Raw genomic sequence first — 15,500 nt, 5'->3', positions numbered from 1 at the left:
AATCACACGAGAAAAGACCGCGCGGCAGTGCTAGAATCGCCCGCGTCTTTACCTCGACCATCATGACTCTACGCTCCCGCAACCGCATGACCGCATGGCTTGGCCTGATCGCCATGTGGCTAGTCGTGTTCGCGCCGGTCGTGAGTCAGATGCTGGTGTCGAACCGCGCGCACGAGCCTTTCGCGGCGCTCTGTTCGGCGCTACAGCCGGGCACTCAGAGCCTGACGAGCCAGTCCGCGCCTGCCAGCCCGGCACCCGTCCATCTAAGCCACGACGACGCCTTCGGCGCATGCGGTTACTGCCACCTGCTCGAACATCACGTCGCCATGCCGAGCGTCGCGGCCGTCGAACCGCCGGCCACGCTCGCGCTGGTGGGCACCACGCCGCCCGCCCTCTCCACCCGCTTCACGCCGCTCGGCGCGTTTCCGTCCGGACGCCCAAGAGACCCACCTGCCGTTTCCTGATCGCTGTTGTTCCTGATCGCGCATCTCGTCGCACCCGCTGAGGGGCGCGCGATCGCCTGTTCAATGCATCAAGGAAACGTTCATGTTCAACTTCCCTCTGCGAGGGCTGCATTTTTACGCCCGCCGCGGCGCCAGGCGCATTCCATCCGGCCGGCCGCTATCGTATTTTCCCGTTTGTCTGCCGGTGTTAGTTCCGGCTTTCGCGCCGGCATTCATCTCATCCCCGGCTTACGCGGATAGCGCGCCCGCCGACGCCACGCTGCCCGCTGTCAGTGTCACCGCCCATGCCGTCGCCGCCCCGCGCGCCCTCGACCCTAACCTGCCGGCTTCCGTCGAAACCGTCACGCGTGAACAGTTCGACAACTGGAACGTCGTCAATACCGAAGACGTGCTGAAGTACATGCCGAACCTCGCCGTGCGCAAGCGCTTTATCGGCGATCTGAATTCGATCATTGCCGTGCGCGGTACCAGCAACACGCAGAGCGCGCGCGGGCTTGTTTATGCAGACGGCCTGCTGCTCAGCAATCTGCTCGGCAACAGTTATTCGTTTCCGCCACGCTGGTCGATGGTGTTTCCCGACGAGATCCAGCAGGTCGATGTGATCTACGGGCCGTTTTCCGCGCTCTATCCGGGCAACTCATTGGGCGCCACGGTGCTCATCAGCACCCGCATGCCGAAGAAGTTCGAAGCCGACGCGGACGTCAAAGCCTTCACCCAACACTTCAGCCTGTTCGGTGTGAATCAGAATTTCAACGGTAGCGAAGCGAGTGCGTCGATTGGCGACCGCATCGGGGAATTCTCGTATTTGCTGGGCGTGAATCACCTGGAAAACACGAGCCAGCCGCTGCAATTCGCCACGCTCGCCAAATCCAGCACGCCCGCGAAAGCCGGCGACACGCCGGTTACCGGCGCGTACTTCTACAACAACCAGACCAATACGCCGACCGCGGTACTTGGCGTGAACGGCGAAGGGATCGAACATACGGTGCAGGACCAGTTCAAGCTGAAGATGCAATACGACTTCACGCCGACACTGCAGGCCGCCTTTACCCTCGGCTACTGGCATCAGACGTACAACAGCACAACATCGAGTTTCCTGCGCGACGCGAACGGCAACCCGGTATACAGCGGCAAGGTCGCGATAGGCGGCTACGAGTACACGATTCCGGCGGCCGCCCTCGCCCCGAGTCTCGGCCACAGCGAGAACTGGCTATACGGCCTCACGCTGAAGACCCGCAACGCCACTGGCTGGAATGGCGAAGCAATCGCTTCCTACTACGACATCGGCAATAGCGTGGCGCGCACCGCGAATTCAGGTGCGCCGGGCAACGGCCCTGGCACGGTGATTTTCGGCGACGGCACCGGCTGGAAAACGCTCGATTTGCGCACCACTTACACCCCCGTCACGCCGCAAGCGGGGTGGACGAGCCATGCACTGAGCTTCGGCTATCACTACGACAACTACTTCCTCGATAACGAGAGCTACAACACGCTGAACTGGCGGGACGGCGCGGCCACGTCATTTGCCAATGCATTCGCCGGCAAGACGCAGACTCAGGCGTTGTATGCGCAGGATGCATGGCACTTCCTGCCGCGCTGGAAACTGGTCTACGGCGTACGGTATGAAGACTGGCAAGCCTACGGTGGCTCGCAAATGCTGCCCGGCAAAGCCATTCCGTACAGCGATGCGAATCAGCAGCACTTCTCGCCGAAAGCCTCGTTGTCGTTCGATGTCACCGACGATCTGATCCTGCGCGCTTCCATTGGCCGCGCCTATCGTTTTCCGACGGTGGGCGAGATGTTCCAGGGGCAAATCAACGGCTCGTCGATCATCAACAACAATCCGAATCTGAAGCCCGAGGACGATCTCTCGAAAGAACTGACCGCCGAATGGGCGCACTGGAACGGCGTGTTCCGCTTCTCGCTGTTCCAGGACGACGTGAAGAACACGATCTTCAGTCAGACCGATACGACCGTGATTCCAAACGTGACGAACTTCCAGAACATCGGCAAGGTGCGCTCACGTGGCGTCGAAACGAGCTATGCCGGACAGGATGTGTTGATACGCGGTCTCGATCTGCTAGCGAGCGTGGCGTACACGCAGTCGAAGATCATCGCGAATGCACAGAACCCGGCGAGCGTCGGCAAGTATTTCTATCGGATTCCGTTGTGGCGCGCCAATCTCGCCGCGACGTATCACATCGACGAACGCTCGGCGGTGACGCTCGCCGCGCGCTATTCCGGCCGCGAATACAACACGCTCACCAATACCGACACGAATCCCGATGTATTCGGTGGCACCAGTTCGTACACGGTTGCCGATGCGAAGTTCACGTTCAAGCCGACAAAGCTGAGTGAAGTCGGAATCGGCGTGGACAACCTGTTCGACGCGCGCTATTTCGTCTATCACCCGTATCCGGGCCGCACGTTCTACGTCGAAGCGAAGCTGCGCATGTAAACGCGAACACGCGATTTGCACGCGCCTTTTTCACTCGCCATTTGCACTCGCCTTATCGATGCACACGATGCACTCGCGAGTGGCAAACCAGCGTGTGCATCGCTGCGCAAACCGATCGACCCACTCTTTGCTTCAGGAGGATTCAATGTCCACCACCACCGCTCAACGCACGACCTCGGCGGCAAGCACGGCGAGCGCCGGCTACCGCACGCTCTGGCGCTGGCACTTTTACGCCGGCCTCTTTGTGATGCCGTTTCTGGTCGTGCTTGCGATCACCGGCACGCTGTATTGCTTCCAGCCGCAAATCGAACCATTGCTTTACCCGCATCGCCTGATCGTCGAACCGCAAGCCACACCCCGGCTGACCGAAGATGCATTGCTTGCCAAGGCCCGCGCAGCGATGCCGGCCAATGCGCGTGCGGTGACCGCTCCCATTACGCGCGCACCGGATCGCAGCACCGAATTCATTTTTCGCCTCGCCGACGGCGAAAAACAGAGCGTCTATCTCAACCCGTACAGCGGCGAAATATTGGGTACGCTAAGCGTCGAGCGCCGCTTCATGCAGGTGGACCGCATGCTTCATCGCAAGCTGCTACTCGGCAAAGCCGGCGAATTGCTGATGGAGTTGGCCGCATGCTGGACACTGGTGATGATCGGCACCGGCGTCGCGCTCTGGTGGCCGCGCGACAACACCACCCCACGCGCCGCGCTGATACCTCGTTTCTCACTACAAGGACGCCCATTCTGGAAGAGCCTTCATGCCGTGATGGGCATCTGGCTCGCGCTTGGCGTGCTCGTATTCGTGCTGAGCGGTCTGCCCTGGACGGGTTCATGGGGCAAGCAGTTCAAGGCACTCGCGACCGCCGCCAATCTCGGCGCGCCGCCGGGTTCGTGGGGCGGCTTGCCGCTACGCTCCGCACTGCAAGGTATGCACGCCGATGCGCATGCGGGCACTGCGGCGATGCCTGCGAAAACGCAGATGGCGCACGCATCAGCCGATGAACACAGCGCGCACATGGCGAACATGGCGAACATGGATTCGATGCCGGGCATGGTGATGGACGACCTGCCGTTGCCGCTCACGCCATGGGCCGTCGGCAACACGCCCGTGCCGCAATCCGCCGATGCACACGCGGCGCAAGCGCTACCGCTGGGACGCATCGTCGCGCTCGTCGCATCGCTCGGCGTTCCGAGCGGCTACGACATCGTGTTACCCACCTCCGCCACGGGCGTCTACACCGTCTCGTACTTCCCGGCCGACCCGAAAGACGAACGCACGCTATACATCGACCAATACAGCGGCGCGGTGCTGAAAGACATCCGTTACGGCGACTACGGCGCGATATCGAAGGCCGTGTCGTACGGCACATCGCTGCATATGGGCCGCTATTTCGGTGTCGCCAATCAGATTCTCTGCGCCGTGATTTCGCTTGGACTCGCGGGGATGGCCGTGACCGGCTTTGTGATGTGGTGGAAGCGGCGGCCGCAGCGCTCGCTCGGCGCACCGTCGCGCGAACATGCCGCACCGCCGATGCGCGGCTGGAAAACCGGCCTCGTTCTGCTCGGCATCGTCTTTCCATTGATGGGCGCCACGCTGCTCGCGGTGTGGCTCGCCGACCGCACGATTTTTGGCCGCGCCGCGCGGCAACCTGCTTAAAGCCTCATTTCCGCAGTTAAAACCAAGGAGCACACCATGAAAGCACCTCGCAAACTTTTACTCGCCGCGTTGTTGTGCGGTTCATCCATGCAGGCGTTCGCGGGTGCCGCGACAAGCGCCAGCGTATCGGACTGCTGGATCCGCGCCTTGCCGGGCGATCTGCCGTCGGGCGGCTATTTCAAGGCCAGCAATACGGGCGACCAACCCGTCAATCTCGTCGGCGTCGGCTCCGAAGCGTTCGGCATGGCCATGTTGCATCAGACGCAAAGCCAGGGCAGCACGTCCTCGATGGCGATGGTCGATCAGGTGGCGGTGCCCGCGCACGGCTCGCTCGTCTTTGCACCGGGCAACTATCACGTGATGCTGGAGCATCCGAAACAGCCACTCAAGATCGGCACGACGATCCCGCTGACGTTCTCGTTCAGCGACGGCGAGAAAGTCACTGCCGCTTGCATGGTGAAAAGCGCGGGCACGATGGCCCCGTGATGGTTCAAATGTCGACTAAAGGGCCGCGAAAATCGTTCTGATGCCCCGTCCAGCCGGTCATTTGCAGGGATATCTCGTTTATGATACATTTTGCTCGATTATGATCGATTCGCAATCAGGCAAGGTGAAGTCATGCAACGAACGCGACAGGACGCAATGGACGGGCTTCTGCCCGAAGAACGGGAGCGGCAGATTCTGGAACGGCTGCGGGCGCAGGGTCGCGTATTGGCGTCCGAACTCGCGGCTGAATTCCAGACCTCCGAGCACACGGTCCGCCGTCACCTGCGCGAACTCGCCGAGCAGGGGCACTGCAAGCGCGTTTATGGCGGCGCCCTGCTGATTTCGCCGTCCGGCAAAAGCGCGCAGGTCCGCATGAGCGAAGCGGTGGACCGCAAGGCGCGTCTCGCTGCCGCCGCTGCGTCCATCGTCCGGCCGAAGCAGATCGTGTTGCTGGACACCGGATCGACCAATGTCGCCATCGCCGCCGCGCTTCCGGACAACGCGGATCTCACCGTCGTCACGAATTCGCCGGAGGTGTGTGCACGCCTGCTCAACCGGCCGGGGTTCGACCTCATTCTCATCGGCGGGCGCATCGCCCAGAGCGCGGCCGGCTCGACCGGCGCCACCGCCTTGCTGCAGGTCCAGCAGATCAAGGCCGACCTTTGCTTCCTGGGCGCGTGCGCATTCGATCCAGACGAAGGGCTCGCCGCGTTCGACGTCGAAGATGCCGAACTCAAACGGGCGATGGTAAAGGCAAGCAGTCAGGTGGCCATCGCCATGACCTCGGAAAAACTGATGACCGCCGCGCCGTTTTCCGTTGCACCGGCATGCGCGGTGGACTATCTGTTCGTCGAAGCAGATGTGACGGCCGCGCGGCGTACCCTGCTCGAAGCGGTGTGCGACAACGTGATGGTGGCCCGCTCATGAAAACACTTGCCAAGCCATTCGTGCAGCCGGCCACCAGGCCGCTCAAGGAGCGTGTAGCCACCCTCGGTGTGTTTCTCGCCAACGGATTCGGGATCGGCGCCTGGGCGGTTGAAGTGCCGCGCATCAAGGAAAGCCTGTCGCTGAGCGACACCTCGCTGGGCATCGCTTTGTTCGCCTTTGCGCTGGGCGCGATCGTAGCCATGCCGCTGGCGGGACAGTTGGCACCGCGCTTCGGCAGTGGCCGGGCCACGGCGCTGCTCGGCGCGGCATTTGTCGTGGCGCTGCCGCTACCCGCGTTCGCACCGAACCTGGCGGCACTGTTTATCATGCTCCTCGCCCTCGGCGCGGCGAACGGCGCGCTCGACGTATCGATGAACGGGCACGCCAGCACGATCGAAACACAATGGAAGTCGCCGATCATGTCCTCGTTTCACGCGGCGTGGAGTGCGGGCGGCCTGCTCGGCGCGGCGACGGGCGCCATGATCCAGAAAGGCGGCGTCGGGGTGATCGGCGGTCTCGTGTTGCCGGACGTGTTCATCGCCATCCTCATGGTCGCCGCCGCGGTGCTTGCGTTGCGCGATCTCGGTCCGCGCGCGGCCGCGTCCTCCAGTGGCTTTGCGTTGCCCAACGCCAAGGTGATGAAACTTGCCCTGCTCGCGTTCCTTTGCATGATGGTGGAAGGCGCGGTGGCCGACTGGAGCGCGGTGTATTTGCGCACCACCTTGAGCGAAGCGGCCAGCGTCGCGGCGGTCGGCTATTCCGCGTTTGCGTTCTCGATGGCGGCTTGCCGCATCGTCGGCGATGTGTCCGTGCGGCGCTTCGGTTCGAGCAAGGTGATCGGCTTCGGTGGCGTTCTGGCGGCAGCCGGGCTCGCGCTGGTGCTGAGTCTGCCGAGCGTGCTCACGGCTTGCGTGGGCTTTGCCATGGTCGGCGTCGGCCTCGCGAATATCGTCCCGGTCATTTTCAGCGCGGCGGGCCGCTCGACCGTTACGCCGGCTGTCGGTGTATCGATGGCGGCCACCGCGGGTTACGCCGGTTTCCTGGTCGGTCCGCCGTTGATCGGACTCGGCGCCGGCTTGCTCGGCTTGCGCGTGGCGCTTTGTGTGCTCGTCGTGGCCACCCTGATTGTCTGCCTGATGGGCGGCAAGGCGGTGCGCAGCGCGAGCGTTGCCTAGAACACGCCTGGAATCACGCGATAACGTACGCGCCCCTTGTACGTCCGATACCCTTCGTCCGCCGATAGAAGCCGTTCTTCCCGCACGATTCGGCCCACCTGCAGTGCAAACTGGCAGCCATACACGAGCAGGTTCTGCAGACCGAAGTTCACCAGCAGAAAGCCGATGTCGGCGATGAAGTAACCGAGATACATCGGATGTCGCACAAAGCGATATGCGCCGCGCGATACAACACCGCGATTGGCCGGCAAGATGCCGAACGAGCGCGAGAGCGACGCCTTCGCGAACAGTTGCCAGAAAATGCCCAGCAACTGCAACGACGCACCCACTGTCTCCGGCACAAGTTGCGCGCCGGGCGAAAGGCGTACGGCCAGAAAGTAATACGTGCCGCCCATCGAAAATATGAACGCGAGCGGCCGCCAGTCGCGTTTCATCGGCACACGCGAGAACAGCGACAAACCGACCGTCACGCACGCGGCCAGCACCAGCAGGAGCAACGTGATCCGCGACGGCGTCGCGCGCCACCGCATGATCGCGGCGTAGGCGAACAGACTCAGCATCGTCGCGGCGCCGAGCCGGGCCGCGATTTCCACCAGCGCGTGACGCAGGCCGGTGGACGCGACCCGATCGGCTGCGGATGCAGGCGACGCAACCGCCGCGCCCATCGCGCTGACAGCGAGAGGTAGATCTTGCAAGGATGTCGTGGGTGTCATGGCGTTCACCTGGAAATGCGGAGAATTTGCGAGGCCAGTTGCGAGAAGCACGGTTTCAGATCGGCCGGCGTCGCGGCGTAGCAAAACACGCCGACAGGCTGTTTCGGGTTGTAGCACCGGGCAAGCGAATCCGGCGTGTTAGCCATGCACTTGAGAACGTCCTCGCCCAGTTCGTTGTCCGGGCCGGCCGGCGCGACGAGTTCGGGTCCATAGCCGAGCGTGAACACATAAGTGCCCTCGATGCGCGCCTGCGCCGCCATCGCTTCGAGCAGATTGCGCGAGGCGCGATTGACGTTCACATAGGTGATGTTGCCGTTCGGCACGGCGCGCGGCGCGGTCACCGGCCAGACCGGGAAAATCTGCTCGTTGACGTTGTGCGCGTTGTACCACTGCGGCATCGCGGAGACGAGCCTGGTCACGTTACTCTGGAAGCACGGTGAGCCCAGCGCCTGATTCAGCGCGGTCATGCTGTACAGCCCAGACATCGTGCCTGCACTGTCAGGGCTCGCGATCGTACCGGCCTTGTTATTGCAACCGCTCTGATTCGTCGTGAAGAACGACGAAAAGCTGTTCGGCGCACCGTCCGAGAAAAACACGATCACCCGCAGACTGGACGGCTGCGTGATCACCGTATTCAACTGGTTGCGCGCATTCCAGATCGCTTCAGCCGAGTTGGTGCTGCCATTGAACGTGTAGTTGTTGATATCCGTGGTCATCGTCGTGCGGTCGAAGCCACGTGCATTGCCGTTGAACGGCACATCAACCACCGTGCCGTACGCGAAGTGCATTAGCGCCACGCGATCGTTCGTCACGTCAAAATTGTTCAGGAACGCCACCGCGTTCGAGCGCACCGCGGCCGGCACGCCGGCCGTGTTCAGCGAACCGGTGTTATCGATCACGAACGCCATATCCAGTGTCCTGCGGATCGCCTGTGAGGAGGCACTCACGTGCAGCACCTTGAAGCCAAGCGTCTGCATGAACGTGACCGGCACGCTCGCCTGTGCCGTCATGCCGATCGTGACCGTGCCCGCGTTGAACACAATCGACGGCGTACCTGCCGCCACGCTCGAACCGAGAAAACCCGCCGGATAATTTGCAGTGAAGAAAGCGGTGGCCGCCTGCTGCGCATTCGCGGTTTGTTGCGTCTGGTTGTTGCCGCGTGTGACCGCTTCACCGGCCGCGATCACCGCGCCGTCGGTGGCGGCATCGAGCCGCGCCTTGATCATGTAGCCGAAGCCGGAGTCGACCACGAGCCCGATAATGCCCAGCAACGCAATCAGCGACACCGCCACGATAATGCTGACCGAGCCCTTCTGCCCTTTATGCACCGCTATTTTTTTCATTGCATCCCCCCGGCTTGCGTTTTTTATTTGGATCAATTCCTGCCTGAATCAGAACACCGTCATCGCGTAGAGATTTGGCGAAAGCGCTGGTGTTTTGATGCTGCCCAGATTCAATGAACCGATCAGCGGTGTCTGCAGATAAAACGTCTCGACCGCATAGGCGATCTGACCATCGGAGAGCTTGCCTTGCAGCAGGTTCACCACCGGCGACGTGGTCCCCGCCGCCGGAATGCCACTGCAACTGCCGGTGCCGTCGGTCGCCCAGCGTGTGCCGCTGCTGCCACAACTCCACAACTGGCTCGCCGGAAAATAATTGCCGCCGTTCCAGCGATACTGGGCGACTACGACGCCGGTGCAGTTGTTGCCGTTGCTATCGCAGTTGTTGTTGCCCATGATCTCGGTGATGTAGATCATCCCGTGCGCGTCCATGTTCAGCGGCGGCGTGGTCGAGGTCAGCGACGACATGATGGTTTGCATCGGATACGTGAGCGACGCGCGCGACGACAGGCTCGCGCCTTCGCGGCTCACGTTGATCAGGATCATCTGCGCCTGGATGTTGCGCGCGATGTCGTACACCGGCAGCGCGAGTGCAACCAGCATCGGCAGCAACAACGCCATTTCCACGCTGACGATGCCTCTGGCTGCGTGGCGGCTTCTTCGCGAGGAACGTGTGCGCATGTCAGAAGCCCTCGTTACGCATCGTCGCCGCGACGCTGAAGCTGAACTTGCCATTGGCAAAGAACGGCTTGACCAGTGGCGTCAGCAGCGGCCAGATGCAATTGATTTGCAGCACGACGATGTCGCCCGGATTGCCGAACATGCCGGTGCTGTAATTCGTTTGCGTGTTGTAGGTTTGGGTTGCGCCATTGATGGTGATCACGTAACTCGGCGAGACGAGCGTGTAGAGACCCATCGAGCTGTTCTTGATCTCCTGCACGATCGCCAGATAACGCTGCTGATTGGTCGCGTTCGGATCGAGGTTGCTTTGCCCCGTCACCGAGTAACGCGCGCCTTCCCGCACTGCGTATTGCATCGTCAGATTGACCCATAGCGCGATGCCCATGTCCATCGCGATGCACAGCAACAGAAGCAGCAGCGGCGCGAGCAGCGCGAATTCGACCGTGACTACGCCGCGCTGCCTGCGCGCTTTGTCCCGTTGCGTGGACTTCAGGGACTTGGATTTCGGGGTGGTATTCACTTGACCTCCTTATCCGGGATCGCAATCGCTCAGCCACCTGACATGGCGGTCATGGTGGGGAACAACTGGCGCGCGACCTGGATCGCTGACGGGCCGATCAGCACAACCAGAAGCGTCGGAAAAATGAAAAACATCAAGGGAAAGAGCAGTTTCAATGCGATCTTTGCGGCCTGCTCTTCAGCTCGCAAGCGCCGTTTGGTGCGCAGGTTGTCGGTATAAACGCGCAGCGAATCGCCGACGCTGGTGCCGAAGCGGTCCGCCTGGATCAGCATCGCGGCGAGCGTGTCGATATCTTCGACGCCGGTGCGCAGCGACAGATTGCGCAGCGCCTTGTCGCGTCCGGACCCAGCACGCAATTCCAGCAGCACCATGTCGAACTCGTCCTTCAAGGCGTGGCTTTTGACGCCGATTTCCTGGGTGACACGCATCATCGCCGCGTCGAGCCCGAGGCCCGCCTCCACGCAGACGGTCATCAGATCGAGTGCGTCGGGCAGGTCTTCGAACAGCTTGCGCTGGCGACTGCCGATCAGACGCGTGAGCACCAGGTTCGGCAAATAGAAGCCGGCCGCCGACACCGCCAACTCCGTCAGCAGCAGCCACATCCGCTTGTCAGCATCGAAGCTGTTGCCAAGAAAGATCAGTGCGACAGCCGGCAGAACGAGTGCCAGCAGTGTCTTGGCGGCGAAATAGACGGCCGGCGCGGACGGCGTGCGAATGCCCGCGTTCGCAAAGCGCAGGCGCAGCGCGGACTTGTCCCAGTCGTCTTTCGGAAGGGAAAGCCTGGCGACATGTTCGGACACCTTGGCGACGGTTTCGACCCAGCTCTTCTGTGCGCCTGCGTCGTCTTCCGCATCGGCACGATTCACGACGCCGGAATGCCCGACTTTCTCGATACGCCGTTGTAATGGATCGGCCTTCAGCAGCATCATCGCTTTCAGCGCGGCGCCGAATACGATCAGGAACATCACCCCCAGCATGACGATCTGTTCTGTTTTCATGGTCAGCGGGCGGGGCCCGCGCTCCTCTTTTTTCAAACAGATGGAACCGATGGAACCCGTGGGCTAGATATGAATGCGCACGACTTTGCGCATCCACAAGATGCCGAACAGCATCATCGTCAGCGCGACAGTGGCAAGGTGCACGCCCGCCGGGTCTTGCCAGAAGACGTTGATGTAGCCAGGATTGAGCATCGACAGCAGGCCGAGAATTGCAAACGGCAACACACCCAACACCCAGGCCGACAAGCGCCCTTCCGCCGACAGCACGCGCACCTTGCCGAGCAGCTTCAGCCGCTCGCGAATGATGCTGCTGATGCTGCCGAGAATCTCTGCCAGATTGCCACCCGCTTCCCGCTGGATCAGCACGGCGATCGCGAAGTAGCGCAGATCGTCGACCGGTACGCGGTTCACCATATTCAGGAGCGCGTCGTTCATCGACACGCCGTAGTTGACCTCGTCGAACACCAGCGCGAATTCGCCGCCGAGCGGATCGGGCAGCTCTTCGCCGACCATGCCGAGCGCCGCGGGAAACGAGTGACCGGCGCGCAGCGCACGAGCGATCAGATCGGCTGCATCGGGCAACTGGCGTTCGAGTTGCAGCACGCGCTTCGCGCGCTTGCGGCGCAGGATCATGGCGGGCAACAGGCCCACCACGCCTGCCAGAACCGCCGTCAGCAAAGCCGGTGTCTGCATCAGGAAACCCAGCACGGCGCCGGCGAGCGCGCACAGCAGCGTGTAGGTGGCAAAGCGCGCCACCGACCAGCGCAGCCCGGACTGCAGCAACTGGCGGTCGAGCGCGTACACACGCGGCACATGCAGCAATAACCGCATAACAAACGGCGACTCGCTCAGCAGGCGCCGCTTGAGGATCGACAACTGCTCGTTGCTGATATTGCCGCCCGCCGAGAGGGCTCGGAGGCGCTCGTCCATGCGCTTGACGGCCGTGCCATGACGGCTGCTCCAGAACAGATAGACGGCTTCGATCAGCAGCACGATCGCGAGAAACGCAAGTACCGCAAAGCCGATAAGCGATGTGTTCATGTTCGTCTCCTTGACGCTGTTGCGTACCGCATGCTCACACCTCGAAGCGCCGCGCCGGATCGAACATCTGATCCGGCAATGCAATGCCGAAGCCCGCCAGCCGGTCGCAGAACTTCGGCCGTACACCGGTTGCGCAGAAATGCCCTTTGATCATTCCGTTTTCGTCGACACCGGTCCGCTTGAACGTGAAGATTTCCTGCATGTTGATGACATCGCCTTCCATGCCGGTGACTTCCTGAATGCTCATCAGCTTGCGGCGCCCGTCCGTCAGACGCGAGGCCTGCACCACCACCGTGATCGCGGAGGCGATCTGCTGACGGATTGCCTTGATCGGCATCGTCAGGCCGGCCATGCCGACCATGTTCTCGAGCCGCGTCAGTGCATCACGTGGCGTGTTAGCGTGCAACGTAGCCATCGAGCCTTCGTGGCCGGTGTTCATCGCGTGCAGCATGTCGAGCGCTTCGGCGCCGCGCACTTCGCCGAGCACGATACGGTCAGGGCGCATCCGCAATGCATTGCGGACCAGCGAGCGCTGCGAGATTTCACCCTTGCCTTCAATGTTCGGCGGCCGCGTTTCAAGCCGCAGCACGTGCTCCTGACGCATCTGCAGTTCGGCCGCGTCTTCGATCGTCACGACCCGTTCATCGTCGGGAATGAAACCCGACAGCAGATTGAGCAGCGTGGTCTTGCCGCTGCCCGTGCCGCCCGAGATCAACACGTTCAGCTTCGCCTTGATGAGCGCTTCGAGCAGTTGCGCCATCGCCGGCGTAAAGCTCTGGTTGTTCACCATGTCGGTGACCGTCAGCGGATTCACCGCGAAGCGGCGAATCGAGACCAGCGGACCGTCGATCGCCGAGGGCGGAATGATTGCGTTGACACGGGAACCGTCGGGCAGCCGCGCATCGACCATCGGCGTGGACTCGTCGATCCGGCGGCCCACGCGCGAGACGATGCGCTCGATGATCTTCATCAGATGGGCGTCGTCATAGAACGTCACGTCGGTGTGTTCGAGACGGCCGTGCCGCTCCACGTACACGTGCTGCGACGTGTTGACGAGAATGTCGGAGATGGTCGGGTCGTTGAGCAAAGGTTCGAGCGGACCGAGGCCGACCATTTCGTCGTGGACGTCCTGCGCGAGACGGCGACGCTCGAGTTCGTTCATCGGAATCTTGTCTTCGTCGACGATCCGTTCCACCAGTTGCGCGAGTTCGCGTTTGATCTGTTCGGGCGACAGGCGTTGCAGCTTGTCGAGCTCGACGCGGTCGATGATCGCCTGATGAATGTTCATCTTGAGTTGCTGGTATGCGCGCCGCGCCGCGAGGCTTTCGGCCGCGACGCCGGCTGCCGCCGCGTTGCCTCCGCTGGCGCCGTCGAACGGCATGGTGCCGTTTTGCATCATCAACTGTTCGCGCAATGACATGGTGCTCTCCGCTTTCTTTTCGATGACAACCCGGCTCAGCCAGGCTGAGCCGGGCTCAGTGTCCAGTCTTCAATTGCGGCGGCGCATTCGGCCGGCCACGGAACAGGCGCCCGAGCACGTTCTTACGCGCCACGACAGGCCGCGGCCACAGCACCTCAGCCAGTTGCGCGATGCCTTGAGCGAGCGCCCCGCCCTTCGCCGAGGTGACGAGCGGCACGCCGTGGTTGAGCGCCTCGGTGGCCTGCTTCTCGTCACGCGGCAGGTGATGCGCGACCTTCGCGCCGAGTGTTTCTTCGAGCGTCGGCAGATCGATGCGCGCGTTTTTGTCGTACTGATTGACAATCATCCTCACCTTGCTCGCGGGATAGCCGAGTTCCTTGAAGATGTCGAGCATGCGGCGCCCGGCATGCAGATACAGGATGTTCTGCCGCACCACCATGCAGATCGAGTCGCTGTGATCGAGCGCATGAATGGCAAGCGGATTGATGTTCTGGCCGACGTCGATCAACACCGCGTCGTATTGCTCGCGCACCAGCGTCAGGATTCGTTCCAGATGCGCGGCGCGCAGCTCGCCCGACTTGACCGGGTCACCCGCGCCGGCCAGCACATCGAGATTGGCGTGAACGTGCATCACGCAGGCTTCGAAGAAAGCGGCGTCGAGCCGGTCGATTTGCGCGCAGAGGTCGGCGAGCGTCGCGGGCGGCGGTTTGTCGGCCACCAGCAAACTTGCGTCGGCGAACTGCTGATTCAGATCGATCAGCAGCACGCGCTTGTCACGCTGCGCCGCGAGCGTATAAGCGAGATTCACGGCGATCAGCGTCGTACCGCTGCCGCCTTTGCACGATGTGAACGAGATCACACGGCCATCACGGCGCATGCCCGCGTTTTTCTTCGACGAAACATGCGCGAGCGCGTCGGCAAGTTCCACTTCGTCGAGCGGCCAGGACAGCACGTGCCGCACGCCAACGCGCATGGCCGCCATCAACAGCGTGGTCGACGGCGCGGGTGTCACCAGCATGCAATGGAGATTCGGCGTGTGCGACAGGGCCTCTTCGACGCCGCTTAGTTCGCGTGGCGTCAACTCGGCATCGTCGATGATCAGCAGATCGGCGTTCTTGATCGCCGCAGCATGCACGCGCAGCTGCTTCGCGTTGCCGTGCAGTGTGCGCAACCGGAACGCAATACCGCTTGCTTCGAGACGCGCGGCGATCTGCGGCCCGCGCTCGGTACTGGACGAAATCAGGAGAGTGTCGATCATGGTGTGTCTCCGCTGGCTCGAACCCGAGCCGCCTGGCTGCGCTGTTTCAGTAGCTGCTCGACGAACCGATGCCGATCGTGAAGTTATTGGTCGGCGCGGACGGCGCCGTGAACGACTTGGCATAGCTCTTCTGCGCCGCGGCCGCCGCCACGCCGTCGATACCCGCAACCGGGTCGGTATTGGCCGAGGCTTGCGGATTGAGCGTCTGCATTTCCTTGATCTGGTTGAGCGAGTCGCCGAATGTCGCGTCCCAATGCGGCGTCGAGGTCAGGCAGCCGGCGAGCGCGGCGCTCAGGCCCGCGCACAAAGCGGCGCAGATCAGTGTCCTGGTGGATGTCATATCGATCTCCAATGTGCCGCGA

The 15,500-nt window shown here is 62.3% G+C and carries 15 protein-coding genes; 6 read left to right on the top strand and 9 right to left on the bottom strand.

Going from position 1 to position 15,500, the window contains the following annotated elements:
• Window positions 1–62 precede the first annotated feature (62 nt).
• The 6 genes from PQQ52_RS21700 to PQQ52_RS21675 all read left to right on the top strand — a co-directional run bounded on the left by PQQ52_RS21700 (window position 63) and on the right by PQQ52_RS21675 (window position 7,167).
• Window positions 63–464 (top strand): DUF2946 domain-containing protein, encoded by a 402-nt coding sequence (locus PQQ52_RS21700; protein WP_408215643.1) that lies wholly within the window; start codon window positions 63–65, stop codon window positions 462–464.
• Window positions 465–546: 82 nt separating this feature from the next.
• A complete protein-coding gene (locus tag PQQ52_RS21695; RefSeq protein ID WP_408215640.1) occupies window positions 547–2,922 on the top strand; it encodes a TonB-dependent receptor in 2,376 nt (791 codons plus the stop codon).
• Between the two features lie 145 nt (window positions 2,923–3,067).
• Entirely contained in the window at window positions 3,068–4,579 is a 1,512-nt protein-coding gene (locus PQQ52_RS21690; protein ID WP_408215637.1) for a PepSY-associated TM helix domain-containing protein, read from the top strand.
• A 36-nt stretch (window positions 4,580–4,615) separates the two neighbouring features.
• Window positions 4,616–5,065, top strand: coding sequence for a copper chaperone PCu(A)C (locus tag PQQ52_RS21685; protein ID WP_408215634.1), 450 nt, complete (start codon window positions 4,616–4,618; stop codon window positions 5,063–5,065).
• 156 nt (window positions 5,066–5,221) lie between these two features.
• Window positions 5,222–5,992: a DeoR/GlpR family DNA-binding transcription regulator gene (locus PQQ52_RS21680; RefSeq protein WP_408215632.1), complete on the top strand. Its 771-nt coding sequence runs from the start codon at window positions 5,222–5,224 to the stop codon at window positions 5,990–5,992.
• Window positions 5,989–7,167, top strand: coding sequence for an MFS transporter (locus PQQ52_RS21675; protein ID WP_408215629.1), 1,179 nt, complete (start codon window positions 5,989–5,991; stop codon window positions 7,165–7,167). The genes PQQ52_RS21680 and PQQ52_RS21675 overlap by 4 nt, the downstream gene beginning before the upstream one ends.
• On the opposite strand, the gene PQQ52_RS21670 is transcribed toward PQQ52_RS21675, so the two are convergent.
• The 9 genes from PQQ52_RS21670 to PQQ52_RS21630 all read right to left on the bottom strand — a co-directional run bounded on the left by PQQ52_RS21670 (window position 7,164) and on the right by PQQ52_RS21630 (window position 15,478).
• The gene (locus tag PQQ52_RS21670) at window positions 7,164–7,880 is read right to left on the bottom strand and encodes a methyltransferase family protein (protein ID WP_408215627.1); all 717 of its coding nucleotides are present in this window, start codon (window positions 7,878–7,880) and stop codon (window positions 7,164–7,166) included. The genes PQQ52_RS21675 and PQQ52_RS21670 overlap by 4 nt on opposite strands.
• Before the next feature lie 5 nt (window positions 7,881–7,885).
• Window positions 7,886–9,223 (bottom strand): VWA domain-containing protein, encoded by a 1,338-nt coding sequence (locus PQQ52_RS21665; protein WP_408215624.1) that lies wholly within the window; start codon window positions 9,221–9,223, stop codon window positions 7,886–7,888.
• A gap of 48 nt (window positions 9,224–9,271) precedes the next feature.
• Window positions 9,272–9,901, bottom strand: a complete 630-nt coding sequence (locus PQQ52_RS21660) for a TadE/TadG family type IV pilus assembly protein (protein WP_408215622.1) — start codon at window positions 9,899–9,901, stop codon at window positions 9,272–9,274.
• Between the two features lies 1 nt (window position 9,902).
• Window positions 9,903–10,421 (bottom strand): TadE/TadG family type IV pilus assembly protein, encoded by a 519-nt coding sequence (locus PQQ52_RS21655; RefSeq protein ID WP_408215620.1) that lies wholly within the window; start codon window positions 10,419–10,421, stop codon window positions 9,903–9,905.
• A gap of 29 nt (window positions 10,422–10,450) precedes the next feature.
• Window positions 10,451–11,419, bottom strand: coding sequence for a type II secretion system F family protein (locus PQQ52_RS21650; protein WP_408215617.1), 969 nt, complete (start codon window positions 11,417–11,419; stop codon window positions 10,451–10,453).
• Between the two features lie 63 nt (window positions 11,420–11,482).
• The gene (locus PQQ52_RS21645; RefSeq protein ID WP_408215615.1) at window positions 11,483–12,460 is read right to left on the bottom strand and encodes a type II secretion system F family protein; all 978 of its coding nucleotides are present in this window, start codon (window positions 12,458–12,460) and stop codon (window positions 11,483–11,485) included.
• Between the two features lie 34 nt (window positions 12,461–12,494).
• Window positions 12,495–13,880: a TadA family conjugal transfer-associated ATPase gene (locus tag PQQ52_RS21640; RefSeq protein WP_408215613.1), complete on the bottom strand. Its 1,386-nt coding sequence runs from the start codon at window positions 13,878–13,880 to the stop codon at window positions 12,495–12,497.
• Window positions 13,881–13,935: 55 nt separating this feature from the next.
• Entirely contained in the window at window positions 13,936–15,138 is a 1,203-nt protein-coding gene (locus PQQ52_RS21635) for a CpaE/TadZ family protein (RefSeq protein WP_408215611.1), read from the bottom strand.
• A 46-nt stretch (window positions 15,139–15,184) separates the two neighbouring features.
• Window positions 15,185–15,478 carry a hypothetical protein gene (locus PQQ52_RS21630; RefSeq protein ID WP_408215608.1) on the bottom strand — a complete coding sequence of 98 codons (294 nt, stop codon included), beginning with the start codon at window positions 15,476–15,478 and terminating at the stop codon, window positions 15,185–15,187.
• Window positions 15,479–15,500 lie beyond the last annotated feature (22 nt).

Source organism: Paraburkholderia sediminicola (genome assembly GCF_046030555.1).
GTDB classification, from domain to species: Bacteria; Pseudomonadota; Gammaproteobacteria; order Burkholderiales; family Burkholderiaceae; genus Paraburkholderia; species Paraburkholderia sediminicola_E.
The sequence above is the reverse complement of the archived record's forward strand: the minus strand, read 5'-3'. Positions and strand labels throughout refer to the sequence as shown.